Consider the following 26,207-nt stretch of genomic DNA (forward strand, 5'->3'; position numbering starts at 1 on the left):
TTTTTTGACTCTCTGATAAAAACCTCGACGTTGCTTACGTTTACGTCAACTTTCTAAACCAGCGCTGAGATTCTGCGACGCAACGTCACAATTTGACACCTGTTCATCACGGGCAAATTCAACGGTCCTGAAGGCAAAAAGCGGCCGTCTTTAGGGGCGATTCTATCGTGCAAGCAGGCGGAACCGTGGCTCCCAACAAAAACGGGCGCGCCCATTGTGGGCGCGCCTTGAAAGGGGAGGACTATGAAAAACCTAACGCTCGAAAAAAAATAAGCGCCTACTCACTACAGTTCCTAGACTGCAGCGATTTGAGCAGCTTGTCGATGAAGTGGATCACACGGCGCGAAAAAAGTTTCCATCGTCCGAGATGTTGTCGTGATCTGTCATCGAGAATGCAGCAAAAGGCTTTGCTTCAAGGTCGGAGAGAACCCCAAAACCAAATACGCCCGCCGAATGGCGAGCGTATCATGATCTATTAGCTTTTCAGCGCCTGTATCAAAAACAGCAGCGCGCGCTTAGCGGCGGATGCCCAGCTTTTTGATCAGGTCCTGGTACCGTGCTTCTTCTTTGCCCTTCAGATAGTCCAGCAGCTTACGGCGCTGGGCAACCATCTTCAGAAGACCACGGCGACCGTGGTTATCTTTCTTGTGGGTCTTGAAGTGCTCGGTCAGGGTGGTGATGCGCGAGGTCAGGATGGCAACCTGGACTTCTGGCGAACCGGTGTCGCCGTCCTTGGTTGCGAATTCTTTCATGACGCGATCTTTTTCAGCGGCAGTAATCGACATCGGGGTCTCCTTTGAAAAGGTTAGGGTTGATGGCACAGGCCGGGATGTCGTCCAGCGCAGGCCCATGGAGAAAACCGCATCGATTCCGACACGGATGCGCGCGTATAGGCGCATTTGCGGTCAATGGCAAAGGGATTCTGGAAATTCAGCCCAGCGCGCTGAGCTGCGCCAGATCGCCTGAGGATATCAGTTGGATGTCATCGGCGCTGACACCGTCTGCCCCGATCAGCTGCACCACGTTCTGCCCGTCGACAATTACATGGGTCAGGTTCTCGTCTTCGGTGTCTGTCTTGATCTGAATGTCCGGGTTTTCCTGACCTTCCCATGAGATCAGCAACTTGTCTTGACCGGGCTGAAAATCCATGACGGTGACGGCGTCATCATCCGCTTCGGGCGAAACAGCGATGTCATCATCGCCTTCGCCTCCGGTTACGATATCCCCGCTTTCAGCAATGATCGTATCATCCCCGGCGCCACCGTTCAGGAAATCCACCGCGTCGGGGTGCTCTCCATCCTGACCGTCCAGAATATCGTCGCCATCACCGCCAAACAGCACGTCCTTGCCTTCGCCACCGCTCAACCGGTCATCACCAAACCCGCCATGCAGTGCGTCATCGCCCTCACCGCCGGTCAGAATGTCGTCATCCTGCCCGCCATACAGCTCATCCTCGCCCATCCCGCCGTCCAGGTGATCTGCGCCGAAATGCCCGTAAAGTGCATCATCCCCCTCATCGCCCGAGATTTGATCGTCGCCCGCCTCTCCGTGAAGGACATCCTGGCCAGTGCCGCCAAAGATCGTATCAGCGCCTCCTCCCCCATGCAGGGTGTCATCGCCTTCGCCACCATAAATCGTGTCATCCCCTGCATATCCATTGATCTGATCGTCGCCGTCCTGGCCGGTCAGGATGTCCAGATCCTCGGTGCCCGCGATGATCATGTCGCCCTCGATTTCGGATATGATCGTCCCGGTCGAAATCTCGGGCGCTTCGGGTTCCTCGACATTCTCACCGACGTCAAGGAATTCGCCGGTTTCGACCGCAGGAGGCTGGTCGTCGACGACATCGTCCTCACCGGGATCTTCATCTATGTCAAAGACATCGCCGATGGCATAGGCCACCCCGCCGACAGCCGCCAGACTAAGCAATCCGATCAGAAACATGACAACCTCCTTGAACGCATTGCTTCGAGGGTGAAATGTCCCATGCGATCAGGGCTTTGGTCAAAGCCTAGCTGAGCTTGTGGTTAACCCTTTGTCACCAGGGTTCGGGGTTTTGCGTGTAAGCGATATAGAGCGGATGCTTGGGGTGGCCGTCCTTGGTAAGCCCAAGGTGGTACATCGGCTGACCGGTGCCGCGCAGCAGGGTTTCGACGGTGGTGCCTCGATCCAAATGCGCGCCATGGGTGCCCCAGGCAGCGATGACCTGATCGGCCCAGTCCACGCCATTCAGAATGGCCATGTCATTCTCTGGCCCCACCGGATCGGCAGCGGCCCGCATTTTGCGTGGATCAGTATCGCGCCATGCAAAGATATTGGTGACCTGAAATGCGCCGAACCCCAGCGCGCGCGCCCGGCGTTCGCAGCGTTCAACCGTGGGATCGTTCTGCACCTCGGTCGCGGTGGACGGGTTCAGCATCACAAACAGCGCCTTGCGCCCGGTCGGATCCCAGATGCGCGTCAGGCTATAGCGGTATCTCTCGCAATCTGAATAAACAGCGGTCGAGGGCGCGTCGCCCTTGGTATGTGTGCGCGTGATCATGGGTTTCGACTAGCACGCAGATTACGTGACGAACACCCGGCTGGGATGCAATTCGCCGGATTTATAGATGCCGACCGCCACCGCCTGACCATCCAGCGAGGCCCAGGCCTCATCCCCGTATTCCACATCGGACGCCAGAACCATACCAGGGTTGCCGTTACGCAGACGGGTCGCACCTTCGGGGGTGCATTTCAGTTCGGGCAGGTCCGATAGGCCAGTTTCCAGCGGGTGCAGGAAATCATCCAGCGCGGTGGTTTTGGCCATCTCGTCGATCTGTTCAATGCTCAGCCCGTCTTTGGTCTCGAATGGGCCGGACCAGATACGGCGCAGCTCGCGGACATGGCCGTAGCACCCCAGCGCGGCCCCCAGATCGCGGGCGATCGATCGGACATAACCACCCTTGCCGCAAGTCATTTCCAGCATGACGTGGTCGTCGTCGGGGCGGTCGACTAGAACCAGCTCTTCGACCCACAGAGGGCGCGCAGCCAGTTCCACATCCTCGCCATCGCGGGCCAGCTTATAGGCACGCTGCCCGTCGATCTTCACCGCCGAGAATTTCGGCGGGACTTGCATGATTTCACCGATAAAGGGGGCGAGGGCGTCTTTGATATCCTCATCCGAAGGGCGCGCATCGCTGCTTGCGATTACCTCGCCCTCGGCGTCATCGGTATTGGTGGCCTGACCCAGTCGCACGGTGAAGGTATAGGCCTTGAGTGCGTCGGTGATATAGGGAACGGTCTTGGTTGCCTCACCCAAAGCCACGGCCAGAACTCCGGTAGCCTCGGGGTCCAGCGTGCCCGCATGGCCCGCTTTTTTAGCGTCCATCGCCCAACGCACCTTGTTGACCACGGCGGTCGAGGTCATGCCTGCGGGCTTGTCCACCACCAGCCAACCGGAAATGTCGCGACCCTTGCGTTTGCGTCCCATTGTGCACCTTGTTCTATGCCGAGGCGCGCGAGTTAGCGGATCGGTCTGGCCCTGTCAATTTCAGGGCGTGTCTTCAACCACACCGACAATCGGCCCCAGCGAGAACCCGACATCGGATCGGCTGTTCGCTCGGTCATACATGCGAGAGATATTGCCGTCGAAGAACAGCGCATTCGGCGTTTCCAGCACATCGCGGAACAGGCTGCCGAATTGGTGGAAGGTTACGTAATCTTCGGAAATGGCAAACACCGCGCGGGTGCCATCATCGCTGGTGCCCACGCCATTGCGGACGTAAACCGACGTCGAATCAGGCAGGAACCTTGGGTGCAGCTCTCCGTCGATGACAAGCATCGGGCCGGATTGGCTGGCAAAGCGGCAATCCGGGGCTTGATCTATAAAGTCCAGCGTCTCGAACACGTCGGCGCGGCCCTCGCGGATGCAGAACACCCCGTTGGGCAGAAGGCCGAAGTTTCCGGGACCGGGGTTCGGGATCACACGCATCTGCTCCTGCCCGTCTTCGACATAATGGCCAACGGGAGAGCGGTCGTCGTGATACATGCCTGCGTTCATCGCAAAGGCCAGACGCTTGCCACCAGGTTCCAGCGCCTCATTCACCGCCGAGAAATGCCCCAACAGGTCGCCATTCTCGTCATTGAGGAACAAGCGCATGTCCTCATTCGCGGCATCCACCTCGCAGACAGTGTAGCGTTTGTCACTATGCGTGACCTTTTCGCATGTCACTGCCCCGGCTTGCGCCGCCCACAGGAAAGCGACCAAAGTGACAAATGCCCGGATCACTCGTCGAGATCGCGGCGCACCGCGTCCTGATCGAACATGCGGCGGGTGTCATCCAGACGGTCGAATGTGTCATCCAGCCGGAATCGCAGATCGGGGGAGAATTTCAGCCCGACCTTTTTACCAACCATGCGCCGCAGCTCGTGTTTGTTGCGGGCCAGCAGTTCGATCACATCCTCCTGCCCTTTGCCGCCTAGGGGCAGCACAAAGGCGGTGGCGATCTTCAGATCGGGCGAGGTGCGCACCTCACCCACAGTGATTGACATGCGATTCAGGTCGGGATCGTGGACATCTCCGCGCGCCAGAACCTCGGACAGGGTGCGGCGGATCAGTTCGCCGACACGCAGCTGTCGTTGGGACGGGCCGGGGCCATCGTGGAATTTGTTCTTAGCCATATCCCCGATCTAAGCGCAAAGCGGGGCTTTGCCAAGCGGGTGCGAACCGGGTAGGAGGCATTGAGCCAATCAATGCAAAGGGACCAGCGCAATGACCCATATTCCGGGGATCGTCATCACAGGGGCTTCGGGCCGTATGGGTCAGATGTTGATCAGGACCGTGACCGACAGTGATCAGGCCCGCCTGGTCGGCGTGGTCGAGCGCACGGGTCATGATTGGGTTGGGCAGGATGTGGGCGTGGCCATGGGTGGTGCAGCGCTGGGCGTCACGGTGACCGACGATCCGCTGGAGGCCTTTGCCCAGGCGCAGGCCGTGATTGATTTCACCGCACCCGAGGCGACGCTGGAATTCGCCGCGTTGGCGGCGCAGGCGCGCTGTGTGCATGTGATCGGCACTACCGGGATGAGTGACGAGCAGATTGCCGCTCTGGAGCCCGCGTCGCGCCACGCGGTGATCGTGCGGGCGGGCAACATGAGCCTCGGGGTCAATCTGCTGGTGCAACTGACCAAAAAGGTCGCCGCCGCACTGGATGAGGATTTCGACATCGAAGTGATCGAAGGCCATCACCACCATAAGGTCGACGCGCCCTCGGGCACCGCGCTGATGCTGGGCGAGGCCGCTGCCGAAGGGCGTGGTGTAGATCTGGCTGAGGTGTCCGATCGGGGCCGCGATGGTATGACCGGCGCGCGCAAGCGGGGCGATATCGGGTTCCATGCCATTAGGGGTGGTGACATCGTGGGCGAACACGACGTGCTATTCGCAGCACCGGGCGAACGCATCGTGCTGCGCCACCTGGCCACTGACCGCGCCATTTTCGCGCGCGGCGCCCTGAAAGCCGCACTTTGGGGGCAGGGTAAAGCGCCTGGCCAATATGACATGGTGGACGTTCTGGGGCTTTGACACCGCCCGGGAGCCGACAGACCGACTACAACTCTCGGACCTTATCTGCGCGCAAAGGGCAGGCGAGATAGACGCCGAATTCTTTGCCGATATCCGCACTGACCCGCGCGTGAACCTTGCCCTGCCGATCCAGAAAACGCTGATTGTCCTCGACCGGGAATATCCCCTCGTGCCAGATGCCAGGATGGATATACAGCCCGCGTGACCCATCACACCAAAAGGCCACCACCTTTTCCGGTGTCAGATTGTCGCCCGGCAATGCGGCAGGGATGATGTAAGGCTTGTTGTCGATCGGCCAGAACATCTGTCCGCCATCGGGGTGATAGTTCATGTGCCAAAGCAGAACCTGATCGCGCGGAGCAGTTTGCCGGTTGGCGTTGGCCTGTTGCGGATCAGTGGACCAGCCGAGGACATAGTGACCGTTGACCGCTTCGTTCTCGCCGTAAAGGACGTCCCCTTTCCACTCACCATGAAATGTGCCTTCGACCCAACCGGCTTCATCGCCGGTGCCTTCGTCGATGGGCCGCCAGCCTTGCTGTGGCCAACGGACGATTTCAATTTCGAATTCTTCGGGGTCGTCGACCAGACAGCCATAGCCCTTGACCGACTTGTCTGTAGCACGGATCAAGGGGACCTCGTGCCAAGGCAGGGATGGTTTGGTGTTGGCCTCAAAAATGTATTCTGGGGCGTTCATGTGAGCTCCTGATATTTTTCGACCATTCGCTGCACCATCGGCGCAAAATGGTTGAAATCGGGGGTTTCCATGTCTGCACGTTTACCTGCTTCGTCCAGATAACGCACCTGAATGATCTCTTTCAGGTTCGGGTTCTGCTCGAATTCGGCAACTTCTCTGGCACTCATCGGCCCGCCTTGCAGTTCCAGTGTATGAACCGAAGCCGTGGACAGGCGGTTGAAATATTCGGGCTTGGTAGCGCAAAGATACCGTTTGGCCGCCACGTGATAGCGGCAGCAATCGGTGATAACAGACGGAAAGAACTGTTCCAGCACCTCGGCGCCTGCATCTTCGTGATGGCGGTCTTCGGTGTCGTCGGGGTGGTACGTGCCGAATTCGGATGTGAAATGACCGATATCGTGCAGCAATGCCCCTACGATGATCTCTTCGGGCATGCCGTTCTGTTCGGCAATGGTCGCGCCCTGCAGCATGTGTTCTGCCATGGTGACGGGTTCGCCCAGATATTCCTCGCCTCCGCGGCGGTCAAAGATATCCCCGATGAAGGCCACGATATTGTCGGGGGTCAGGGTCGAGAAATCAGGTTTCATTCCGCGGCCTCCAGTGTCGCCAGTTCCATCGCCGCCAGCGTTGACAGTAAGCCGTCCTTGTCGGCATAGCAGCCTTGCAACCACCGCGACCCGGCGCCGGAATAGCCCAGACGCGCGTGCAGGACGCGGGTGTTGTCAACGATGAAGCTTTCGCCCGGCTCCAGCTTGAACGACACGCCCATGGCCGGATCGTCGATTATCTCACCCAACTGGCGATAGGCGGCGTAATAGGCCTCCATCAGATCGAAGGGGATGTCCACAAACGGAGCCGACGAGCGGTTGTTAAAGCGGATACCGATCAACTCGCCGTCGGGCGATAGCTCAATCATTGGGCGGCGCGACCGCAGGCAGACCCCGTCCGAGCCCTTGTATTCGAACCGCGCCGGGAAACCTGCCAACAGGGCAAATCCATCGGGGTCCTGATCGCGCAGTTTTTCCGCCGCCCGGAACCCGTCCACAACAATGGAATCGCCACCCTCGGCGCTGTTTTCCAGGCAGTACAGGATCTGCAATGTTGGTACCGGGTCGCGATAGGGGTTGTCCGTGTGCGCCTGAAGGCCAAGCCCTGTAAAGGCCAGGTTGGTCGGGTTCACTTCGGTTCGAACCTCGAAATAGGGGCCATAGTTGGTCTGACGGACGTATCCGAACAGATCAGCCACCTTCAACAGGGATTCCGGTTCGGTCGGGCCACTGGTCAGTTTGGCAAACCCGTATTCGGCGACCATTGCCAGCCAGCCACGCTTGGCTGCGGGTTTGGCGTGGACGTCGCTCCAGTCGGCGCTGGGCGCGTCGAGCCCTTGCTCCCAGGTGGTGATCCCGGGCGCGGTGCGGCCAAAGTTGCGGCTGTCCTCTTGGTCATAGCTATGCGCAGCCAGCCAATCGGCGGGGAAAGTGACAGTCTTGTTTTCGGGTTGAAATGTGACGGTGAGGTCGCCGTTGGCCACTGAGGCAGCGCTGACCATGGTATCGGCGGGGATATCGCCAATGGTGATCAGGCGCTGTCCGTTGCCCGGTGCCCGTGTGTCAGGATCAAGCGCGTTGTCGCGTAGCCAGATGGCGTGAAAGCGGGCACTTGGGCCTGTATCGAATTCCACGGTGACGATTGACGGAGTATGGGTGGCAGAGCGCAGCATGGGGTTTCTCCTGTTCGCGCGGGGCTTTGCTTGAGGATATACGCCCCCTATGGCATTACGACAATTAATCCTTGTTGCTGCTGAGGCCTGGAAAATCTTATGGATAAAAAGAAGATCGGCTTGCCCCCGCTGGACTGGTTGCGCGTATTCGAAGCGGCGGGGCGGTTGGGTGGATTCTCGGCAGCGGCGCGCGAGTTCGGTCTAACGCAGGCTGCCGTCAGTCAGCGCATCGGCAACCTTGAGGCCTGGTTGGGCCGCACGCTGTTTGTGCGCGAGGCGCGCGGTGTATCGCTGACCGTCGAGGGCGAAAGCTATCTGCCGCTGGTTCAGGACAGCTTGCAGGCGCTCGAGCGCAATACCGAAGACCTTTTCGGAAAATCCCCGCGCGAATTACGGGTGGCTGGCCTGTCGTCCCATATCAAAGCCCTCGTCATACCCGCTCTTGCACGTTTTCACGACCTGCGCCCCAAAGTTCGGGTGCTGACAGATTCTGTGGCGCGACGGTCTTCGCTGGATGAAGAGAGGACTTGGCTTCAAATCCGCTATGGGCGTGGGGCGTGGCCCGGGCGCGATGCCGAACTGATTGCGGCCGAAGTGCTGGTGCCGATGGCAGCGCCGGGTGTGGATTGGTCCGCGCCCTTGATTGATCTGCGCGGTGAAAGGCCCGGCTGGCGTGATTGGGCGAAAAACACCACTCAGACCGACCTGCCGCCCTCGAAAATGAGCTTCGATTCGATGGAACATGCGATTTCGGCGGCTCGGCAGGGTTTGGGCGTTGTGTTGGGATCCATGCCCTTGGCGCAATCGGACTTGCGAGCGGGGCGGTTGCGTCGAATGGATTTGCCCGAATTGAACGCTAAAGATGGCTATTGGCTGACCTGGCCCGAAGAGCGTGCGAAATCCAATAAGCAACGGGCGCTCATCGCGGATTTTCTGCAGGCCCTGCGCGGGGATTGATCAGAAATCTATCGCGATGCCTTTCTTTTCCCAATCGCCATAACGTGCAGGATCGGGGCCGTCGCGTCCGCCCAGCTCTTTGGGTCGCGCTTTTGCGTCGGCTTCGGCCTTGCGGCGGCGGTCCTCCGCCTCAGCCAGCGCGCGTTGTGCGGCAGGCGGCAGGTCTTTGGGCTCGTCACTCATGACATCGGGTTCCTTTCAGTGCATTGGCTTGATATACGCCCCCGTCCGCCCTTGGCAATGCGGACGAGGGTCACATCAAAGGCGATTCAATGTCCGATAACGCAACGGCCGCGCGACGCAGCGCAATCTACCTTCTGGATCAGATCTTGGGTGACGGGCGGCTGATGTCAGAATGCCTGGCTGCAGGTGCGTTGGAGCGATTGGCACCAGAAGACCGGGCGCGGGCACAGCGGCTGGCGTTGCAAACGCTGCGTGGGCTCGAACGCGCCGACCGTCTGTTGGACAATCACCTGAACCGCACTCCCGCCCTGACCGTGCATAATGCCCTGCGTCTGGGAGCGGTTGAGCTGTGCCATGGCGAGGCAGCGCATGGCGTCGTAAATTCCATGGTTGAGATTGTCGGTCGCTCGCGCAAGCATGGGCGGCTCAAGGGGTTGGTGAACGCGGTTCTGCGCAAGGTGGCGGCGGAAGGGCCAGAGGCTTGGCCGAAAATGCGCGTGCCGCGCCTGCCCGAGTGGCTGCGCGATCCGTTGATCATGGCCTGGGGTGCCGAGGCCGTGACCGGCATGGAACTGGCGCATTTCGAGGGCGCGCCGCTGGATTTTTCGGTCAAGCCCGGGGCAACCGCGCCGGGTGAGATGCTTCCGACCGGTTCGATGCGGGTTCGGGATGCGGGGCAGGTGTCCGCTCTGCCGGGATATGATCGCGGTGACTGGTGGGTTCAGGATGCCGCCGCCGCACTGCCTGTCCGAGTTCTGGCGCCTAAGGCCGGAGAGAAAATTCTGGACCTTTGCGCTGCGCCCGGTGGCAAGTCGTTGCAACTGGCGGCTGCGGGGGCCGATGTGACTGCGCTGGATATCTCGGAATCGCGTCTGGAACGAGTGCGCGAGAACCTGACGCGGACGGGCCTGATGGCTACGGTCATCGCGGCTGACGCGCTGGAACACCAGGGTCAGTATGACGCCATCCTGCTGGATGCGCCCTGTTCCGCCACCGGCACGATCCGCCGCCATCCTGATCTGCCCTTTGCCAAGGACGGGTCGGAATTCGGCGCGCTGATCGAGCTGCAAACGCAGATGCTTGCCCATGCCTGGACCCTTCTGAAACCGGGCGGGCGGTTGGTGTACTGCACCTGCTCGTTACTGCCCGATGAGGGCGAGGTTCAGGTTGAAGAGGCGCTACAGATGTATCCTGATATGCAAGCGGACCGGGTCGCTTTGCAGGTCGCGGGGGTCGAAGCCGGCTGGATCACCGAAGAGGGCGGTTTGCGTCTGCGGCCTGACTATTGGCCGGGGACAGGCGGCATGGACGGCTTCTATATCGCCTGCCTGACGAAATCGACCTGAAGGCACGCTTTTCGATGACTTGACGATTGCTCCGGTCTATCGTTGGGTCTCAGGCGCCAGCAGAGCGCAAGGGGCAGAGTAACGAGCGTCATGTCAAATTCGGACACCATGGCAAACCGATGGTCGCGATATCAGAACCGGCTTTATGCGCGGCTCAGTCAGCGGCGCAAGGCCGTTACCGGATTTGTGGGCGATCCGGAACCACGCACGGTTGGATCATTTGCGCGCGGGCGTCAGTTGGTGGCTGGGAACCTGCTGTTCTCGGGCTATCTGGTAGAGGCGCAGGATACAGGCTTATGGGATGTCACTGCGCCCAGCACCGGATTCGACGATGAACGCCACGGTTTTGCCTGGCTGGATGATCTGGCGGCTGTTGGCGACATCCGGGCGCGCGAAAAGGCGCAACGCTGGGTCTGGGGCTGGATCGAAGCACATGGGCGCGGGCACGGGCCCGGTTGGGCACCTGATCTGACAGGTCGGCGAGTGATGCGGTGGATCAATCACGCGATCTTTTTGCTGCGCGGTGTGGATGAGCAACAAAGCAAGGTCTTTTTCAGTTCGCTATCTCAGCAGGCCTGGTTCCTGTCGAAACGCTGGCATGCTGCGACGCCTGGCCTGCCCCGGTTCGAGGCGCTAGCCGGTCTGGTGCAGGCTGGTTTGGCTTTGGAAGGGCTTGAGCAGATGGCAGAGCCCGCCCTGCGCGCTCTGGCGCGGGAATGTGACAGTCAGATAGATCAAAAAGGTGGTATCTCCACGCGCAACCCCGAGGAGCTGCTGGAAGTCTTCACGCTGCTCGCCTGGACATCGGCAGCACTTAGCGATTTGGGGCGGGGTACACCTGGGGCGCAGGCGAATGCGATTAAACGGATGGCCCCGACCATGCGTAATCTGCGTCATTCGGATGGTGCACTGGCCCGTTTCCACGGGGGCGGGCGCGGGGTCGAGGGTCGTCTGGATCAGGCTCTGGCGCAAAGCGGCGTCAGACCGCAGAGCGAGAACGGCCTGTCCATGGGATTTGCCCGTCTCTATGCGGCACGGACCAGTGTGATAATTGACGCCAGTTCGCCGCCCAAAGGGGATGCGTCATATAACGCACATGCGTCGACCTTGGCGTTCGAGCTGACCTCGGGCCGCCGACCTCTGATTGTGAATTGTGGGTCTGGGGAAACCTTTGGGTTGGAATGGCGTCGGGCCGGGCGCGCCACGCCGTCGCATTCGACACTTTGTCTTGACGGCTTTTCAAGTGCGCGTCTGACCTCAGCTGTTCCTGGTACGGAACGTGAAGGGCTGGTGGACGCGCCAAAGGATGTTCCGGTCGAGTTCGAAGACGCGTTCGAGGGAACCCGGTTTATGGCCGGGCATGATGGCTATACCAAAGTGTTCGGCCTGACCCATGCCCGAACGTTCGAGCTGCGCTTTGACGGGCGGGAGCTGACCGGCGAAGATATTCTGCTTACCACAAGTGACAGGGCCAAGCGGCAATTTGACAAGGCGCTGGATGCGTCGAGCCTGACTGGTATCGGCTTTGACATACGGTTCCATCTGCATCCGGACGTGGATGCGGCGATAGATTTGGGCGGTGCGGCGGTGTCCATGGCGCTCAAAAGCGGTGAGATTTGGGTGTTCCGCCATGATGGTGTGGGGAAATTGTCAATCGAGCCAAGTGTTTATCTTGAAAAGGGCCGTTTGAAGCCACGCGCGACAAAACAGATCGTTCTATCTGGCCGCGCAATGGAGTATGCGACGCGCATCCGGTGGACGTTGAGCAAGGCGCAGGATACAGCCTTTGCCGTGCGCGACTTGCACCGGGACGAGCCCGAGTTTGACTGACGCCAAAAGGACCTTTGGACCCATGACCGATCTTCACCCCGTGCGCCGCGCGTTGCTTTCCGTATCCGACAAGACCGGGCTGATCGAGCTGGGTAAGGCGCTAGCCGACCGCGGGGTCGAGCTGTTGTCGACCGGCGGCACAGCAAAAGCGTTGCGCGATGCGGGGTTGGAGGTGAAGGATGTCAGCGAGATCACCGGTTTCCCCGAGATGATGAATGGCCGGGTCAAGACGCTGCACCCTATGGTGCATGGCGGCTTGCTGGCCTTGCGTGACAATGACACCCATGTCGCCGCGATGAACGAACACGGCATCGACGCGATCGACTTGCTGGTGGTGAACCTCTATCCGTTCGAGGCGACCGTGGCTAAAGGCGCTGGCTATGACGAATGTATCGAGAATATCGACATCGGCGGCCCAGCGATGATCCGCGCCGCCTCCAAGAACCACGCTTTTGTCAATGTCGTGGTCGATGTCGAGGATTACTCGTCGCTGTTGGATCAGCTGGACGAGAATTACGGCAAGACCGCATATGGTTTCCGTCAGTGGTTGGCCCAAAAGGCCTATGCCCGCACCGCTGCTTACGATACCGCCGTGTCGAACTGGATGGCCGATGCGCTGCAGCTTGAGGCCCCCAAACGCCGCGCTTTTGCTGGCGAGTTGAAACAGACACTGCGCTATGGCGAGAACAGCCATCAGACCGCTGCATTTTATACCGACGGTACCAACCGACCCGGTGTGGCGACCGCCCTTCAGCATCAGGGCAAGGAACTGAGCTATAACAACATTAACGACACCGATGCGGCGTTTGAGCTGGTGGCGGAATTCGATCCCGTCAAGAGTGCGGCCTGTGCCATCATCAAACATGCCAACCCGTGTGGCGTTGCGACAGGAGGCACGCTGCTGGACGCCTATAAGGCCGCGTTCGACTGTGATCGTACCTCGGCCTTTGGCGGGATCGTGGCCCTGAATCAGCCGCTGGACGCTGAAACTGCGCAGGAAATCACAGGGATTTTCACCGAGGTTGTGATCGCGCCTGGCGCCTCGGATGAGGCCAAGGCGATCTTTGCCGCCAAGAAAAACCTGCGCCTTCTGACGACCGAAGGCCTGCCGGATGTGACCGCCGGTGGCAAAACCGTGCGTCAGGTCGCGGGCGGTCTGTTGGTACAAGACAAGGATAACGGTTTCGTCGGCATGGATGACCTGACGGTTGTCACCAAGAAGGCCCCGACGGATGAACAGATGCGCGACCTTCTGTTTGCCTGGAAGGTGGCAAAGCACGTGAAATCCAACGCCATCGTCTATGTTAAGGACGGCGCGACCGTGGGTGTCGGCGCTGGCCAGATGAGCCGCGTGGATTCGGCCCTGATCGCGGCCAAAAAGGCCGAGCGCATGGCCGATGTTCTGGGCCTGCCACAGCCGCTGACCATCGGTTCAGCGGTGGCTTCGGACGCGTTCTTCCCCTTTCCCGACGGTTTGATGGAGGCCGCAGAGGCCGGGGCCACCTGCGTGATTCAGCCTGGCGGCTCGATGCGAGATGACGACGTGATCGCCGCCGCAGATGAGGCCGGTCTGGCCATGGTCTTTACCAGCATGCGGCATTTCCGTCACTGATGCGTGCCCGATTGCTCCTCTGGGCGGCGCTGACCGCGTTTCTGATCGACCAGATCAGCAAGTACCTGGTCGTTCATGTGATGCGCGTGGCCGAAGGGCCGATCAGCGTTCTACCGCCCTTTCTGGTGTTCAGATATGGCGAGAATCGCGGCATCAATTTCGGCCTGTTTCAGGGCAATGGCGACGCCGCGCGCTGGGCTCTGATCGGAGTTTCACTGGTGATTTCAGTGGGCGTTCTGATTTGGTTGATGCGTTCGGCCCCCTCAAAGCTCTTGTTGGTCTGTGGCGGCCTGCTGATCGGCGGTGCGCTTGGCAATGTGGTGGACCGCGTGTTGTACGGATATGTGCTGGATTTTCTGAACATGTCCTGCTGTGGTTTCGACAACCCCTATGTGTTCAATATGGCCGATGTATTCATATTCGCAGGTGCCTTCGGGTTGGTGCTGTTTGATAGGAAAAAGCCCTCGTGACGCGGGTTTGGAAATACGATAAAAGCGCCTGAAACAGGCTGGAGACTTTCATGCGGTTGCCGCGTTCCATATTTGTTGTGACTATGAGTCTTGCGGTTGCGGGATGTTCCGATATCGGTCTGCGCCACCTCGAGCCGCCTGGCCCGGGCCCGGACGAGTTTGCGATTCTGCCGGTCAAACCTCTGACCCAGCCCGAGAATTACAACGCGCTGCCCGCACCGACACCGGGTGGCACCAACCTGACCGATGCCAATCCCACAGGGGATGCTATTGCCGCGCTGGGCGGGAATCCGGCTGCTGCGAATCCAAATACCGCTGTGCCTGCCTCTGATGGCGCGCTTGTCACGGCCTCCAGCCGATATGGCGTTCCTTCAAATACACGGCAGGTCGTCAACCAAGAAGATGCGGATTTCCGCAAGCGTCAGGGGCGTTGGACCCGTCTGCGGCTGTTCAACGTAGACCGATATTCGCAGGTTTACCGTCGCTGGGCTATCGATCCGAACAAGCAAACCCAGGCTGCGCGGAACGCTGGGATCGAAACGCCATCAGCGCCGCCGGTCAATGAATAATTCTTAACTTTCCGTCATCGGGGTTGAACCCGCGCGGCACCACCGTAGTTTGAACACCAGAAACGAAACGGAGGATGCCCCATGGTTCGGGCTCTGGCACTGTCGGCTGCTCTGATCGCCGCCACCCCGGTTTTTGCCGAAGATGGGCACGAGGCGGTCACCACCTTTACTCTGGATAACGGTATGGACGTTGTCGTGATCGAGGATCACCGCGCCCCAGTCGTGCAGCACATGGTCTGGTATCGCGCCGGATCGGCGGATGAGCCGGTTGGTTCGTCCGGTGTGGCGCATTTTCTGGAACACCTGTTGTTCAAGGCCACCGACACGCTGGAGGCGGGCGAGTTTTCTGCCACCGTCGCGGCCAATGGCGGCAATGACAACGCGTTCACCTCGTATGATTACACCGCCTATTTTCAGCGTGTTGCTGCCGACCGGCTTGAGCTGATGATGCGGATGGAGTCAGACAGGATGCGCAATATCCGCCTGTCCGATGATGACATCGCCACCGAGCGCGACGTGATCCTGGAAGAACGTAACCAGCGTACCGAAAACAACCCGCGCGCCCTGTTCGGTGAACAGGTCAGCGCGGCGCAATACCTCAACCACCGCTATGGTGTCCCCGTTATCGGTTGGAAACATGAGATGGAAACGCTGGACCTGGACGATGCACTGTCCTTCTATCAGATCCACTATTCGCCAAATAACGCCATCCTGGTGGTGACCGGCGATGTTGAGCCAGACGAGGTCAAATCCCTGGCCGAGCAATATTACGGGGTAATCCCGGCAAACCCGGACCTGCCCGAACGGGTGCGATCACAGGAGCCGCCACAAACCGCTGAACGCCGTCTGACCTTTAAGGATGCGCGCGTATCGCAGCCCTATGTTCAGCGCAGCTATCTTGCACCCGAACGGGACGCAGGTGCGCAGGAAAAAGCCGCCGCCCTGTTCCTTCTGGCTGAATTACTGGGGGGCAGCACGACGTCGTACCTGAATGAAAAACTGCAGTTCGAGCAGCAGAAGGTCGTCTATACCGGTGCGTTCTACCGAGGCGTGTCGCTTGACGATACCACATTTGATCTGCTGGTAGTTCCGGCCGAAGGCGTGTCGCTGCAAGAGGCCGAGGATGCGATGGATCAGGCCGTGACCGATTTCATCGCCGAAGGTGTGAACGAAGAGGATCTGGATCGGATCAAAATGCAGCTGCGCGCCGCGCAGACCTATGCGCGTGACAATGTGGACGGGATCGGCAATCGCTATGGCCGTGCCCTGACCAGCGGGCTGACGGTCGAAGATGTACAGGCTTGGCCTGATGTCCTGCAGGCGGTGACCGGTGATCAGATCATCGCCGCCGCGCGCGAAGTGCTGCAGCCTGAAACCTCGGTCACGGGCTGGCTGATGCGAGACGATGAGGTAACGCAATGAAGCGGATATTTGTAACTCTGATAGCTTTGGTCATCGCAGTTCCTGCATGGGCCGAGATCGAGATTGAAGAGGTCACCTCGCCGGGTGGCATCACCGCATGGCTGGTCGAGGATCACTCGATCCCCTTCACCGCCCTGGAGCTGCGGTTCCGCGGTGGCACGTCGCTGGACGACCCGACAAAGCGCGGCGCGGTGTATCTGATGAGCGGCCTGATAGAAGAAGGCGCTGGCGAAATGGATGCCCGCACCTATGCGCGCGAGCTGGAATCTCTGGCCGCGTCGTTCGGGTATAGCGCCTCGGACGATTCAGTGTCGATCTCGGCACAGTTTCTGACCGAAAACAGGGATGAGGTGATTGACCTGCTGCGGACCACGATTCACGAACCGCGTTTCGATCAGGATGCCGTAGACCGTGTTCGCGCTCAGGTTCTGTCGGGTCTGCGGTCAGATCAGACCAGCCCCAGTGACATTGCCGGGCGCAGCTTCGCGGAAATGGCCTATGGCGATCACCCCTACGGTTCCGAAGGCAAGGGCACGATCGAAAGTGTCAGCGCCTTGACCCGCGATGATGTGGTCACGGCATATGAGAACGTGTTTACCAAGGATCGTCTGTATGTAGGCGCGGTCGGCGATATCACCCCAGAGGAACTGGGCGCGGTGCTGGACGAGCTCTTGCTTGATCTGCCGGATACCGGCAAACCGATCCCTAAGCGGGCCGATGTGACGATCACTGGCGGAGTGAGCGTGATCGAGTTCGATACGCCGCAATCGGTGGCTCTGTTCGGCCATGCCGGGATCGACCGCGACGACCCGGATTTCTTTTCCGCCTATCTGTTGAACCACATTCTTGGCGGCGGAGGTTTCGAAAGCCGCCTGATGCAGGAAGTGCGCGAAAAACGCGGTCTGACCTATGGCGTGGCGACCTATCTGGTGCCAAAGGATCTGGCCTCTGTGTATCTTGGGTCGGTGTCCTCGGCCAATGACCGTATCGCCGAAGCCGTTGATGTGATCCGCAGCGAATGGGCGCGCGCCGCATCCGAAGGGGTCACTCAGAAAGAGTTGGACGACGCCAAGACCTATCTGACCGGTGCCTATCCGCTGCGCTTTGATGGCAACAGCCAGATCGCCGGGATCATGGTGGGTATGCAGATGGAGGATTTGCCTATCGACTATATCGCCACTCGCAATGACAAGGTGAATGCAGTGACGCTTGAGGATGTGAACCGGGTGGCGTCCGAACTGCTGGACCCAGATGGTTTACACTTTACCATCGTTGGCAAACCCGAAGGTCTGGACGGCTGACCCTTAGGCCGCTGCAGGTCTTCTCTGGGCCTGCAGCGTGTGCTTGTTGCTGTTCAACAGCTTTTGCCGTGTATGTCGGAAATGCGCTGCTTTCAATGCATCGTCGATATGGCGGCTCCGCCGCAGCAAGCGCATCAGGCTGATATTGTCGAAGACCAGGCATTTGGTGGGTTCGGTGGCTATTACCGTGGCTGTGGCAGGCAGCCCAAGGCCAAAGGTCAGCTCTCCCAAAATCTCATCTTCGCCACATTGGTTGATGACCCGGCCGTTTTTCAGGATCGTGGTCCGCCCCTTTAAGACAAAGCCCAAAAAGTCGGTTGTCTTGCCTTCTTCGATCAGGATGTCACCGTTTTCATAGGTCTTGACGGCGGCGGTGTTCAACAGTTTCCGGGCTTGGTGGGGTTTCAGCGATTCAAGGTGCAGGGCGATGAACTGACGTTCGTCATCTGAAAACCGAAGCAAATGCCGGGACAGAAACCCGCGCAGCAGGCCCAGGATCGAGATCGAGATATATGCCAGCTGAATGATCGAGCCCGCGAGGTTGAATTCTTCCGACATGCTGAACAGAACACATCCGGCTGCGGCGATCACAAGCAGGGGGTAGAGGCTGCCGTTGCCCCGGATGATCCCCATCTGCAGCAGAAAATAGCCGGTGATGTAGAGGCCCGCGCCAAAGACGCCGATCATCGTGGCGACCTGTACCAGTTCAGGAAACTCGTATGGAAAACTCAGCATGGACCGATCCAACCTTGTTAAGACTGGGTCCAAGCTGAGGGATAGTGGCGGCGCTGTATATGAACAATGTCACATGTTAATCATCGTTATGTTCATTCAATGATCACTCTATGCAGCAGCGCGCCATCTGTACCCGAACAAACTGTTTGCACCCCTGGGTTCTCCAGGGCTGGGTCTCTACTCGCCGTAGGGCACCCAGATGTTTTTAACCTCGGTCGCAGCCTGCAAGAAACGGCGAGTCTGATCCTCGTGCCATTCGGTTGCCATGGCGTTATTCACCCAACTCCGTTTCAGGTTCCCGGCCGAAGCCCGCTCGATCTCGGCCGACAGATCGGTAGACGAGAATGACCAAACTGCATCCACATTCAGATGCGAAGCCAGCGGCTTCGCCAGTTCCGTGTGGCTGCCAGTCAGGATGTTGACCACGCCAGCGGGCACGTCCGAGGTTTCGAGGATTTGGTAGAAATCCGTCGCCGCCAGCGGGTAAGGCTCGCTTGCCGCAAGAACCACCCGGTTGCCCATCGCAATCGCAGGCGCCATGGCCGAGACCAGACCCAGCAGCGGCGCCTCGTCAGCACAGAGCGCGCCGATCACGCCGACAGGTTCTTTCATGGCAATGGCCACGCCCCGGATCGGAACGCCGTGCACCTGGCCGTCATACTTGTCGGCCCAGGCAGCGGCGGTGAACAGGCGCTGAATCGAGGCTTCGACCTCTTTCGCGCCGTCTTTCCTGCCGGTCATGGCATCAAGGCGCGCAGCGAATTCACCCGCGCGGGCCGAGAGGTTTTCGCCGATGTAATACAAGATCTGTGCCCGTAGATGGCCGGTGGTCTTTGACCAACCCTTGGCCCCCGCTGCGGCCTCGACCGCGTTGCGGACGTCTTTGCGGTTGGCCAGACCCACATGGCCCAGCAGGCCAGGCTTGCCCCAGACGGGTTTCGAATATCCGCTGTCAGGACGGGCCTGTTTGCCGCCGACATACATTTTGGCAGTACGGTCAATCGGATCGACCGGGGCACCTTCGCCCATCGCGGCCTCGGCCTTGGCCAATGGTTTGCCTTTGCCTTTGGGCTTGGTGTAGGCGGTCAGACCTTCCCAGCCACCTTCGCGGCCAAAGCCGCTTTCGCGCACACCGCCGAACCCGGCTGCGGCATCGAACAGATTGGTGGCATTCACCCAGACAACGCCCGCGACCAGCTTCGGTGCGATATCCAGTGCAAGGTTCACGTTCTCGGTCCATACCGTCGCTGCCAGCCCGTAACGGGTGTTGTTGGCCAGCTCAACCGCCTCTTCCGGTGTACGGAAGGTCGAGGACACCAGCACCGGACCGAAAATTTCCTCCTGCATCAGTTGATCGGAGGTTTCGAGGCCCGAGATCAGCGTTGGCGGGTAGAAACAGCCATTTTCGGGCAGCGCGCCGGCCGCCTGATAAACGTGACCCGCGGTGTTGCTGTCGACCATGCTCTTGATGGTCTGCAACTGGACCGGGTCGACCACAGCACCCACGTCGATGCATTTGTCCAACGGATCACCGATGCGCAGAGTGTCCATTCGGGCGCGCAGTTTCTCGTGGAACCGATCGGCGATGCCTTCCTGAACCAACAGACGCGAACCCGCGCAACAAACCTGACCCTGATTGAACCAGATCGCGTCGACCAGCCCTTCGATGGCGGAATCGATATCGGCGTCGTCAAAGACGATATAGGCGGACTTGCCGCCCAGCTCCAAAGTCAGCGCCTTACCCGAACCGGCGGTCGCCTCACGGATGCGCCGCCCCACTGCGGTTGAGCCGGTAAAGGCGATCTTGTCCACGTCCGAGGCTACGATCATCTCACCCACCGCGCCATCGCCCGTGACGATGTTGACCACACCCTTGGGCAGCCCGGCCTGTGAGCAGATATCGGCAAACAGCAGCGCGGTCAGAGAGGTATATTCGGCAGGTTTCAGAACGACCGTGTTACCCATGGCCAGCGCCGGAGCAATCTTCCAAGCCAGCATCAGCAGCGGGAAGTTCCAAGGAACGATTTGTCCACACACTCCCAGCGCTTCGGCGTTGGGTAGTTCGCTTTCCATCAACTGCGCCATGCCGGCGTGGTAGTAAAAGTGGCGCTGTACCAGAGGGATGTCGATGTCGCGCGATTCACGGATCGGCTTGCCGTTATCCAAGCTTTCCAGCACTGCAAACAGGCGCGAGTGCTTTTGCAGCAGGCGCGCGATGGCATAGAGGTAGCGCGCACGACCCGCACCGCCCATCTTCTCCCATTTTGGCTGCGCCTTGCGGGCGGCGGATACGGCGGCGTCGACATCGGCTTGCTTGGCCTGGGTCAGCTTGGCCAAAACCTCTCCGGTCGCCGGGTTGCGGCTGTCGAACCCCTTGCCCGGTTTGGTGAAGGTCCCGTCGATGTAGTGACCAAATTTGTCACCCTGATCGACCAGCCAGGCCAGCGCTTCGGCTGAGCTTTCGGGGGCAGGGCCGTAATCCATGGTCTCGAAAATCTCTTTGACTGTCATTGTTTTCGTCCTCAGCCCATCGAGTGCCTGTAACCGGCGGAATAAGCACCCGTTACGAAATGTTCTAGCTGCCGTTCGATATCGCCCAAAAGCGACGACGCGCCAAAGCGAAACAGGTCCGGCTCCAGCCAACGGTCGCCCAGCTCATCCTTGATCAGCGACAGGTAAACTAGTGCGTCCTTGGCTTTGGAAATCCCGCCTGCGGGTTTATATCCGACACGATACCCGGTGCGGTCATAGTAATCGCGGATCGCCCGGATCATCACCAGCGACACGGGCAGCGTGGCGTTGACGCTTTCCTTACCGGTCGAAGTCTTGATGAAATCCGCCCCCGCCATCATGCAGACCAGCGAGGCGCGCGCCACGTTGCGTAGGCTGCCCAGTTCGCCGGTTGCAAGGATGGCTTTGACATGCGCGTCGCCACAAGCCACGCGGAACGCTTTCATCTCGTCATACAAGGCCTGCCAGTCGCCCGACAGCACATGACGCCGAGAGATTACGATGTCGATTTCCTCGGCTCCGGCTTTGACGCTTTCTTCGATCTCGGCCACGCGCAGGTGGAACGGGGACAAGCCTGCAGGGAATCCGGTCGATACGGCGGCCACCGGAATCCCGGTGCCCCTCAGCGCATCCACAGCGGTTTCGATCATGTCGTGATAGACACAGACCGCGCCGGTGGTGATCGGTGGCATGTCCAACGCCTGAAGTGTTGCAGAAGCCACGGGTTGCCGCGCTTTGGCGCAAAGGCGCCGGACACGGCCGACGGTATCGTCTCCCGATAGGGTGGTCAGGTCGATCATGGTGACCGCCTTGAGCAGCCACGCCGCCTGGTAGTCCTTTTTCACCGAGCGCCGACCCGGCAGGGTGGCTGCGCGGCGCTCAACGGCCGAGGTGTTGACCTGTACGGCCCGCACCCAATCCAGATCAAGCTCCATTCCAGGGTTCCGGGGCTCGGTCACTTGCGGCAGATGCGCGGTGCGCACGGGGCTTTCTGAGCTCTGCGTTTCCATTTTCACATCCTTTGGGAGGTTTGTATCAAATTCGCACGGGTAAGATGCAAATGGAAGGCCATCCGGCATTGGAAGGGTAAATTTTTTGACCAAATGGACAAAATAGGCGTTTTCTTGCGAATAATTCTCAATAGCATTGACTTAGTTGCGAGCGGTTCTCATATTCATCTTAGCAAGATACCATTTCCGGGGTCTGATATGATTCGTCGTAGTTTCCTTGCAGCGCTGGCATTCGCCGCTGTATTCCCATTCTCGGCCTGGGCCGATGCGCCGCTGAAAGTGGTGGCCACGACCGGTATGATTGCCGATGCCGCCCGTCAGGTCGGAGGTGATCAGGTCGAGGTGAAGGGCCTTATGGGCCCCGGCGTCGACCCGCATGCCTATCGTCAGACCCGCAGTGATATCGTCGCTATGACCAGGTCCGATCTGATCCTGTGGCATGGTCTGTATCTTGAGGCGCAGATGGAAGAGTTCTTCCATGACCTAGGGCGTAAACGCATGGTCGTTGCGGTAGCCGAAGGCGTTGATAAGTCAAAGCTGCACGCGCATGACAATTATGCTGACAAATACGATCCCCATCTTTGGATGAGCCCGGCCCTGTGGCGCGATGTCGTGGTCGAGGTGCAAAAAGCCCTGACACAAGCGCGCCCCGAGGCCGCGGACACCTTTGCGGAAAACGCAGAGGCCTTTCTTGCGCAGATCGCGGAACTGGAGACTTATGGCAAGCAAGTGCTTGCAGCGGTCCCGGAAAACAACCGTGTTCTGGTGACGGCACATGATGCCTTTGGGTATTTCGGTGCTGAATACGGGTACGATGTGCTTGGAATTCAGGGTATTTCAACCCAATCCGAGGCGGGACTGAACCGGATTAGCGAATTGGTCGATACGCTGGTTGACCGGCAACTGACGGCAGTTTTCGTGGAAAGCTCGGTCTCGGATCGGTCGATGCGTGCGCTGATCGAGGGTGCAGCGGCCAGGGGACATCAGGTCGAAGTCGGTGGACAGCTTTATTCGGACGCGATGGGCGAGCCCGGCACCTATGAGGGTACCTACATCGGGATGCTGGATCACAATATCACAGTAATCGCAGGCGCTCTGGGGGCTGATATTCCCAAAACTGGCATGAGCGGCAATCTGTCGGCGGGGTTTTAAGAGATGCTGGAACTGGCGGCACATCAGGGCATCCCCCTTCCGGAAAACGACATTGGAAAAAGCCCGCTGGCCATTCGTGGCCTGACCGTCTCGTACGGGCAGAAGCCGGCGGTTTTCTCGGTTGATATGACCGTGCAACCGGGTGCCATGACAGCGATCATCGGGCCAAACGGTGCTGGTAAATCGACCCTGTTGAAGGCGGCTTTGGGGATTGTCTCTCCCCTGTCCGGTCAGGTGACGGTGTTTGGCGATCGGCTGGATCGACAGCGGTCCCGGATCGCATATGTGCCGCAGCGGGCCAGCGTGGACTGGGACTTCCCGACGCGCGTGATTGACGTGGTTCTGATGGGCTTGTCGCGCGAACTGGGGCTGTTGGGACGGGTGCGCGCCCGGCATAAGGCGCAGGCGATGGATTGCCTGCACCGTGTAGGGATGCGTGACTTTGCCGACCGGCAGATCGGCCAGTTGTCAGGCGGCCAGCAGCAGAGGGTCTTTCTGGCGCGCGCCTTGGCGCAGGCCGCCGATCTGTATCTGCTGGACGAACCTTTTGCCGGGGTTGATGCGGCAACGGAAAAGGCCATCATTTCCGTCCTGAAATCGCTGAAAGAGGCGGGCAAGACCGTGGTTGCGGTGCATCATGACCTGGCGACCGTCACCGACTATTTCGACCATGTTTTCCTGATCAACACGCGCAAAGTCGCCGAGGGGCCCGTGGCCGAGGCTTTTACGGCCAAGACATTGCAATCTGCCTATGGCGGCCGTCTGGCTACGGCGCAGATCGACCAGATCTCACGCGCGCTGGGGTGAGTCATGCATTGGGATGCTCTGACCCTTCAGCTTGGCTATAACGCTACACTTGTCGCAATCGGCGCAAGCCTACTGGGCATTTCCGCCGGGGTAACCGGCACATTTCTGTTCTTGCGCAAACGTGCACTGGTCAGCGATGCGATCAGCCATGCGACATTGCCGGGTGTGTGTCTGGCCTTTATGGTACTTGTGGCCCTCGGTGGGGACGGCAGAAACCTGATCGGCCTGCTCGTCGGGTCGGCAATATCCGCTTGGATCGGCCTTTTGTGTATGAACTGGCTGACGCGGCACACGCGGCTGGCCGAGGATGCCGCGATCGGAGCGGTCCTATCTGTATTCTTTGGTTTCGGCATTGTGCTGCTGACGGTGATCCAGACCATGGGTGTGGGCCGACAGGCGGGGCTCGAAGGGTTTCTGCTGGGCTCGACCGCAGGAATGCTTTGGACAGATGCGATGATCATTGCGATCGGAGGCGCGGCAACGCTGGCGCTTGTCATGATTATCCGCCGTCCAATGACGATCGTGGCCTTTGACCCTGAATTTGCAGCAGCTAGGGGCCTGCCGGTGCATCGCATCGACCTTGCAATGATGGGTCTGGTTATGGCCGTCACAGTGGTTGGCCTGAAAGTTGTCGGGTTGATCCTGATCGTTGCGCTTTTGATCATTCCGCCGGTGACAGCCCGGTTTTGGACTGAGCGGTCCGAAAGAGTAGTGTTGCTGGCGGGTCTGATCGGGGGCGTCTCGGGTTATATCGGTGCGGCGCTGTCGGCGGCGGCTCCCAATCTGCCGACGGGTCCGCTTATCGTTCTTGTCAGTTTTGCCGTGTTTGTCCTGTCGTTGCTGTTGGCGCCGGTTCGCGGTGTTCTGGCGGCGGTTCTGCGGCACCTGCAATTCCAGCGTCGGGTTCATATCCGGCAGGGCTTGCTTGCGTTGGCACAAGGGCAGAAAATCTATGAGCCGCTGACCCTGCGTTTGTTACGCCGGGCCGGGTTGGCCCGCCCCGACGGCGTGGCAACCGAGGCTGGCAAGGCCCGCGCCGCCAAAGCCCTGCGCGACGAAAAGCGGTGGGAGGTTGTTCGCACGGACCAGGCCCACGAAGCAACGGCGGCGCTTTATGACGGGCTGCGCGATATCGAAACCGTGCTGACCCGCGACCAGATTACCGAAATCGACCGGCAGATCGGTGGCCCGCAGGGGGTAGCAACATGAGCGGCGAAGAATTCGTTCCACTGTCTCTGACACCGCTGCTGATCGGGACATTTGCGGCCATTGCCTGCGCCCTTCCGGGAAACTTTCTGGTTCTGCGCAAACAGGCGCTGATCGGGGATGCCATCAGCCATGTGGTGCTGCCGGGTATCGTGGTTGCCTTTCTTCTGACCGGCGCGATCTCGACCTGGCCGATGATGCTGGGCGCGGCGGGTGCTGCCGTCGTTGCCGTTGTGATGATTGAGGCGATCCGCAGGCTGGGTCAGATCGAACCCGGTGCGGCAATGGGCGTGGTCTTTACTACCCTATTTGCGGCGGGTGTTCTTTTGTTGGAGCAGACGGACACCTCGACCGTGCATCTGGATGTGGAACACGCGCTGTATGGCAATCTCGAAAGTCTGATCTGGCTGGACGCAACGGGATGGGCCTCGCTGCGGGACCCGGCCGCGCTTGCGGGGTTGCCCCCGGAATTGCCGCGTATCGCGCTGACACTTGCGGGGGTTTCCCTGTTTACCTGGATATTCTGGCGACCATTGAAGATTTCGACCTTTGACGAAGGTTTTGCCAGCACGATTGGTATTCGGACCGGTCCTTTGGGGTTTGCGCTGGTGATCACAGCGGCGATAGCTGCCGTCGCAGCCTTCGACGCGGTTGGCTCGATCATCGTGATCGCCATGTTCATCTGCCCCCCGGCTGCGGCGCGGTTGATGACCAACCGATTGGAAACTCAAATCGCATGGAGCGTTGTATTTGCCGTGGTTTCAGCGGTGATGGGCTATGTTCTGGCGGGCTATGGCCCATTATGGCTGGGTGCCCGCGATGCCGTGAGTGCCGCCGGAATGATCGCAACGGTATCTGGTGTGATTCTGGCGCTTGCAGCTGTTTTCGGCCCCTGCCGGACCCGCGCGGGCGCTCCAGGCACTGTTTGATCCGGCAAATTCCTGCTGTTGGCTGATGCCGTATTTCGGCTGAACTTTGCCAACGCGAACAGCTCGGTCAGAGTTAATGAGCCTTAATCTGCAGATCGTGCTAAAATTGTTGTATTGTTAAGCAACTGACCACCACTCACCCCGGCTTGTTCGGGCAATCGTGATCAAGGTCGTCGCCTTGCAGGCCGACATG

The 26,207-nt window shown here is 59.6% G+C and carries 26 protein-coding genes; 13 read left to right on the forward strand and 13 right to left on the reverse strand.

The window, feature by feature from the left end:
• Positions 1 to 515: 515 nt before the first annotated feature.
• The 6 genes from rpsO to rbfA form a co-directional block, all read right to left on the reverse strand.
• The gene (rpsO, locus tag FN806_RS18875; RefSeq protein WP_142640015.1) at positions 516 to 785 is read right to left on the reverse strand and encodes a 30S ribosomal protein S15; all 270 of its coding nucleotides are present in this window, start codon (positions 783 to 785) and stop codon (positions 516 to 518) included.
• A gap of 145 nt (positions 786 to 930) precedes the next feature.
• The gene (locus FN806_RS18880; RefSeq protein ID WP_142640017.1) at positions 931 to 1,944 is read right to left on the reverse strand and encodes a calcium-binding protein; all 1,014 of its coding nucleotides are present in this window, start codon (positions 1,942 to 1,944) and stop codon (positions 931 to 933) included.
• 94 nt (positions 1,945 to 2,038) lie between these two features.
• Positions 2,039 to 2,542 carry a DUF1643 domain-containing protein gene (locus FN806_RS18885; protein WP_142640019.1) on the reverse strand — a complete coding sequence of 168 codons (504 nt, stop codon included), beginning with the start codon at positions 2,540 to 2,542 and terminating at the stop codon, positions 2,039 to 2,041.
• Positions 2,543 to 2,563: 21 nt separating this feature from the next.
• Positions 2,564 to 3,469, reverse strand: coding sequence for a tRNA pseudouridine(55) synthase TruB (truB, locus tag FN806_RS18890; protein WP_142640021.1), 906 nt, complete (start codon positions 3,467 to 3,469; stop codon positions 2,564 to 2,566).
• A gap of 60 nt (positions 3,470 to 3,529) precedes the next feature.
• Complete coding sequence (locus tag FN806_RS18895; protein WP_142640022.1) at positions 3,530 to 4,267, reverse strand: phosphodiester glycosidase family protein; 738 nt, start codon at positions 4,265 to 4,267, stop codon at positions 3,530 to 3,532.
• Positions 4,264 to 4,659, reverse strand: a complete 396-nt coding sequence (gene rbfA / locus FN806_RS18900; RefSeq protein WP_142640024.1) for a 30S ribosome-binding factor RbfA — start codon at positions 4,657 to 4,659, stop codon at positions 4,264 to 4,266. Before rbfA ends, FN806_RS18895 begins: the two co-directional genes overlap by 4 nt.
• 91 nt (positions 4,660 to 4,750) lie before the next feature.
• Between rbfA and dapB the strand changes: the two genes are divergently transcribed.
• Positions 4,751 to 5,560 carry a 4-hydroxy-tetrahydrodipicolinate reductase gene (gene dapB, locus FN806_RS18905; RefSeq protein ID WP_142640026.1) on the forward strand — a complete coding sequence of 270 codons (810 nt, stop codon included), beginning with the start codon at positions 4,751 to 4,753 and terminating at the stop codon, positions 5,558 to 5,560.
• A 25-nt stretch (positions 5,561 to 5,585) separates the two neighbouring features.
• Here the strand turns inward: dapB and FN806_RS18910 are convergent, their stop codons facing one another.
• From FN806_RS18910 to tmpA, 3 genes are read right to left on the reverse strand one after another with little or no spacing between them, the layout of a single operon-like run.
• A complete protein-coding gene (locus FN806_RS18910) occupies positions 5,586 to 6,254 on the reverse strand; it encodes an ureidoglycolate lyase (protein ID WP_142640028.1) in 669 nt (222 codons plus the stop codon).
• Complete coding sequence (gene tmpB / locus FN806_RS18915) at positions 6,251 to 6,841, reverse strand: (R)-1-hydroxy-2-trimethylaminoethylphosphonate oxygenase (protein WP_142640030.1); 591 nt, start codon at positions 6,839 to 6,841, stop codon at positions 6,251 to 6,253. The genes FN806_RS18910 and tmpB overlap by 4 nt, the downstream gene beginning before the upstream one ends.
• Positions 6,838 to 7,974: a 2-trimethylaminoethylphosphonate dioxygenase gene (tmpA, locus tag FN806_RS18920; RefSeq protein WP_142640032.1), complete on the reverse strand. Its 1,137-nt coding sequence runs from the start codon at positions 7,972 to 7,974 to the stop codon at positions 6,838 to 6,840. The genes tmpB and tmpA overlap by 4 nt, the downstream gene beginning before the upstream one ends.
• Before the next feature lie 99 nt (positions 7,975 to 8,073).
• Between tmpA and FN806_RS18925 the strand changes: the two genes are divergently transcribed.
• Positions 8,074 to 8,931 (forward strand): LysR family transcriptional regulator, encoded by an 858-nt coding sequence (locus FN806_RS18925; RefSeq protein ID WP_142640034.1) that lies wholly within the window; start codon positions 8,074 to 8,076, stop codon positions 8,929 to 8,931.
• Here FN806_RS18925 and FN806_RS18930 read toward each other — a convergent pair whose 3' ends face one another.
• Positions 8,932 to 9,114 carry a DUF1674 domain-containing protein gene (locus FN806_RS18930; RefSeq protein ID WP_142640036.1) on the reverse strand — a complete coding sequence of 61 codons (183 nt, stop codon included), beginning with the start codon at positions 9,112 to 9,114 and terminating at the stop codon, positions 8,932 to 8,934.
• A gap of 89 nt (positions 9,115 to 9,203) precedes the next feature.
• Between FN806_RS18930 and FN806_RS18935 the strand changes: the two genes are divergently transcribed.
• The 7 genes from FN806_RS18935 to FN806_RS18965 all read left to right on the forward strand — a co-directional run bounded on the left by FN806_RS18935 (position 9,204) and on the right by FN806_RS18965 (position 17,664).
• Positions 9,204 to 10,460 (forward strand): RsmB/NOP family class I SAM-dependent RNA methyltransferase, encoded by a 1,257-nt coding sequence (locus tag FN806_RS18935; protein ID WP_142640038.1) that lies wholly within the window; start codon positions 9,204 to 9,206, stop codon positions 10,458 to 10,460.
• 90 nt (positions 10,461 to 10,550) lie between these two features.
• Positions 10,551 to 12,290 carry a heparinase II/III family protein gene (locus tag FN806_RS18940; protein WP_142640040.1) on the forward strand — a complete coding sequence of 580 codons (1,740 nt, stop codon included), beginning with the start codon at positions 10,551 to 10,553 and terminating at the stop codon, positions 12,288 to 12,290.
• 22 nt (positions 12,291 to 12,312) lie between these two features.
• Positions 12,313 to 13,902 carry a bifunctional phosphoribosylaminoimidazolecarboxamide formyltransferase/IMP cyclohydrolase gene (gene purH / locus FN806_RS18945; protein WP_142640042.1) on the forward strand — a complete coding sequence of 530 codons (1,590 nt, stop codon included), beginning with the start codon at positions 12,313 to 12,315 and terminating at the stop codon, positions 13,900 to 13,902.
• Positions 13,902 to 14,372 (forward strand): signal peptidase II, encoded by a 471-nt coding sequence (gene lspA, locus FN806_RS18950; protein ID WP_142640044.1) that lies wholly within the window; start codon positions 13,902 to 13,904, stop codon positions 14,370 to 14,372. Before purH ends, lspA begins: the two co-directional genes overlap by 1 nt.
• Positions 14,373 to 14,422: 50 nt before the next feature.
• The gene (locus tag FN806_RS18955) at positions 14,423 to 14,941 is read left to right on the forward strand and encodes a DUF3035 domain-containing protein (RefSeq protein WP_142640046.1); all 519 of its coding nucleotides are present in this window, start codon (positions 14,423 to 14,425) and stop codon (positions 14,939 to 14,941) included.
• Positions 14,942 to 15,022: 81 nt separating this feature from the next.
• On the forward strand, positions 15,023 to 16,363 hold the full coding sequence (locus tag FN806_RS18960; RefSeq protein WP_142640049.1) for a M16 family metallopeptidase: 1,341 nt from the start codon (positions 15,023 to 15,025) through the stop codon (positions 16,361 to 16,363).
• Positions 16,360 to 17,664 (forward strand): M16 family metallopeptidase, encoded by a 1,305-nt coding sequence (locus FN806_RS18965; RefSeq protein WP_142640051.1) that lies wholly within the window; start codon positions 16,360 to 16,362, stop codon positions 17,662 to 17,664. The genes FN806_RS18960 and FN806_RS18965 overlap by 4 nt, the downstream gene beginning before the upstream one ends.
• Before the next feature lie 3 nt (positions 17,665 to 17,667).
• Here the strand turns inward: FN806_RS18965 and FN806_RS18970 are convergent, their stop codons facing one another.
• The 3 genes from FN806_RS18970 to deoC all read right to left on the reverse strand — a co-directional run bounded on the left by FN806_RS18970 (position 17,668) and on the right by deoC (position 21,920).
• On the reverse strand, positions 17,668 to 18,399 hold the full coding sequence (locus tag FN806_RS18970; protein WP_142640052.1) for a Crp/Fnr family transcriptional regulator: 732 nt from the start codon (positions 18,397 to 18,399) through the stop codon (positions 17,668 to 17,670).
• A gap of 177 nt (positions 18,400 to 18,576) precedes the next feature.
• Positions 18,577 to 20,910 carry an aldehyde dehydrogenase family protein gene (locus tag FN806_RS18975; protein WP_142640054.1) on the reverse strand — a complete coding sequence of 778 codons (2,334 nt, stop codon included), beginning with the start codon at positions 20,908 to 20,910 and terminating at the stop codon, positions 18,577 to 18,579.
• Between the two features lie 11 nt (positions 20,911 to 20,921).
• On the reverse strand, positions 20,922 to 21,920 hold the full coding sequence (gene deoC, locus FN806_RS18980; RefSeq protein WP_142640056.1) for a deoxyribose-phosphate aldolase: 999 nt from the start codon (positions 21,918 to 21,920) through the stop codon (positions 20,922 to 20,924).
• 198 nt (positions 21,921 to 22,118) lie between these two features.
• On the opposite strand from deoC, the gene FN806_RS18985 reads away from it, so the two are divergent.
• The 4 genes from FN806_RS18985 to FN806_RS19000 are packed head-to-tail and all read left to right on the forward strand — an operon-like array spanning position 22,119 to position 26,014.
• Entirely contained in the window at positions 22,119 to 23,072 is a 954-nt protein-coding gene (locus FN806_RS18985; RefSeq protein ID WP_142640058.1) for a metal ABC transporter solute-binding protein, Zn/Mn family, read from the forward strand.
• A 3-nt stretch (positions 23,073 to 23,075) separates the two neighbouring features.
• Complete coding sequence (locus FN806_RS18990; protein WP_142640060.1) at positions 23,076 to 23,879, forward strand: metal ABC transporter ATP-binding protein; 804 nt, start codon at positions 23,076 to 23,078, stop codon at positions 23,877 to 23,879.
• Between the two features lie 3 nt (positions 23,880 to 23,882).
• Entirely contained in the window at positions 23,883 to 25,088 is a 1,206-nt protein-coding gene (locus FN806_RS18995) for a metal ABC transporter permease (protein ID WP_142640062.1), read from the forward strand.
• Positions 25,085 to 26,014, forward strand: coding sequence for a metal ABC transporter permease (locus FN806_RS19000; RefSeq protein ID WP_142640064.1), 930 nt, complete (start codon positions 25,085 to 25,087; stop codon positions 26,012 to 26,014). The genes FN806_RS18995 and FN806_RS19000 overlap by 4 nt, the downstream gene beginning before the upstream one ends.
• The last annotated feature ends 193 nt before the right edge of the window (positions 26,015 to 26,207 follow it).

Origin of the sequence: Ruegeria faecimaris, assembly GCF_900182615.1 — a bacterium.
Taxonomy (GTDB): Bacteria; Pseudomonadota; Alphaproteobacteria; order Rhodobacterales; family Rhodobacteraceae; genus Ruegeria; species Ruegeria faecimaris.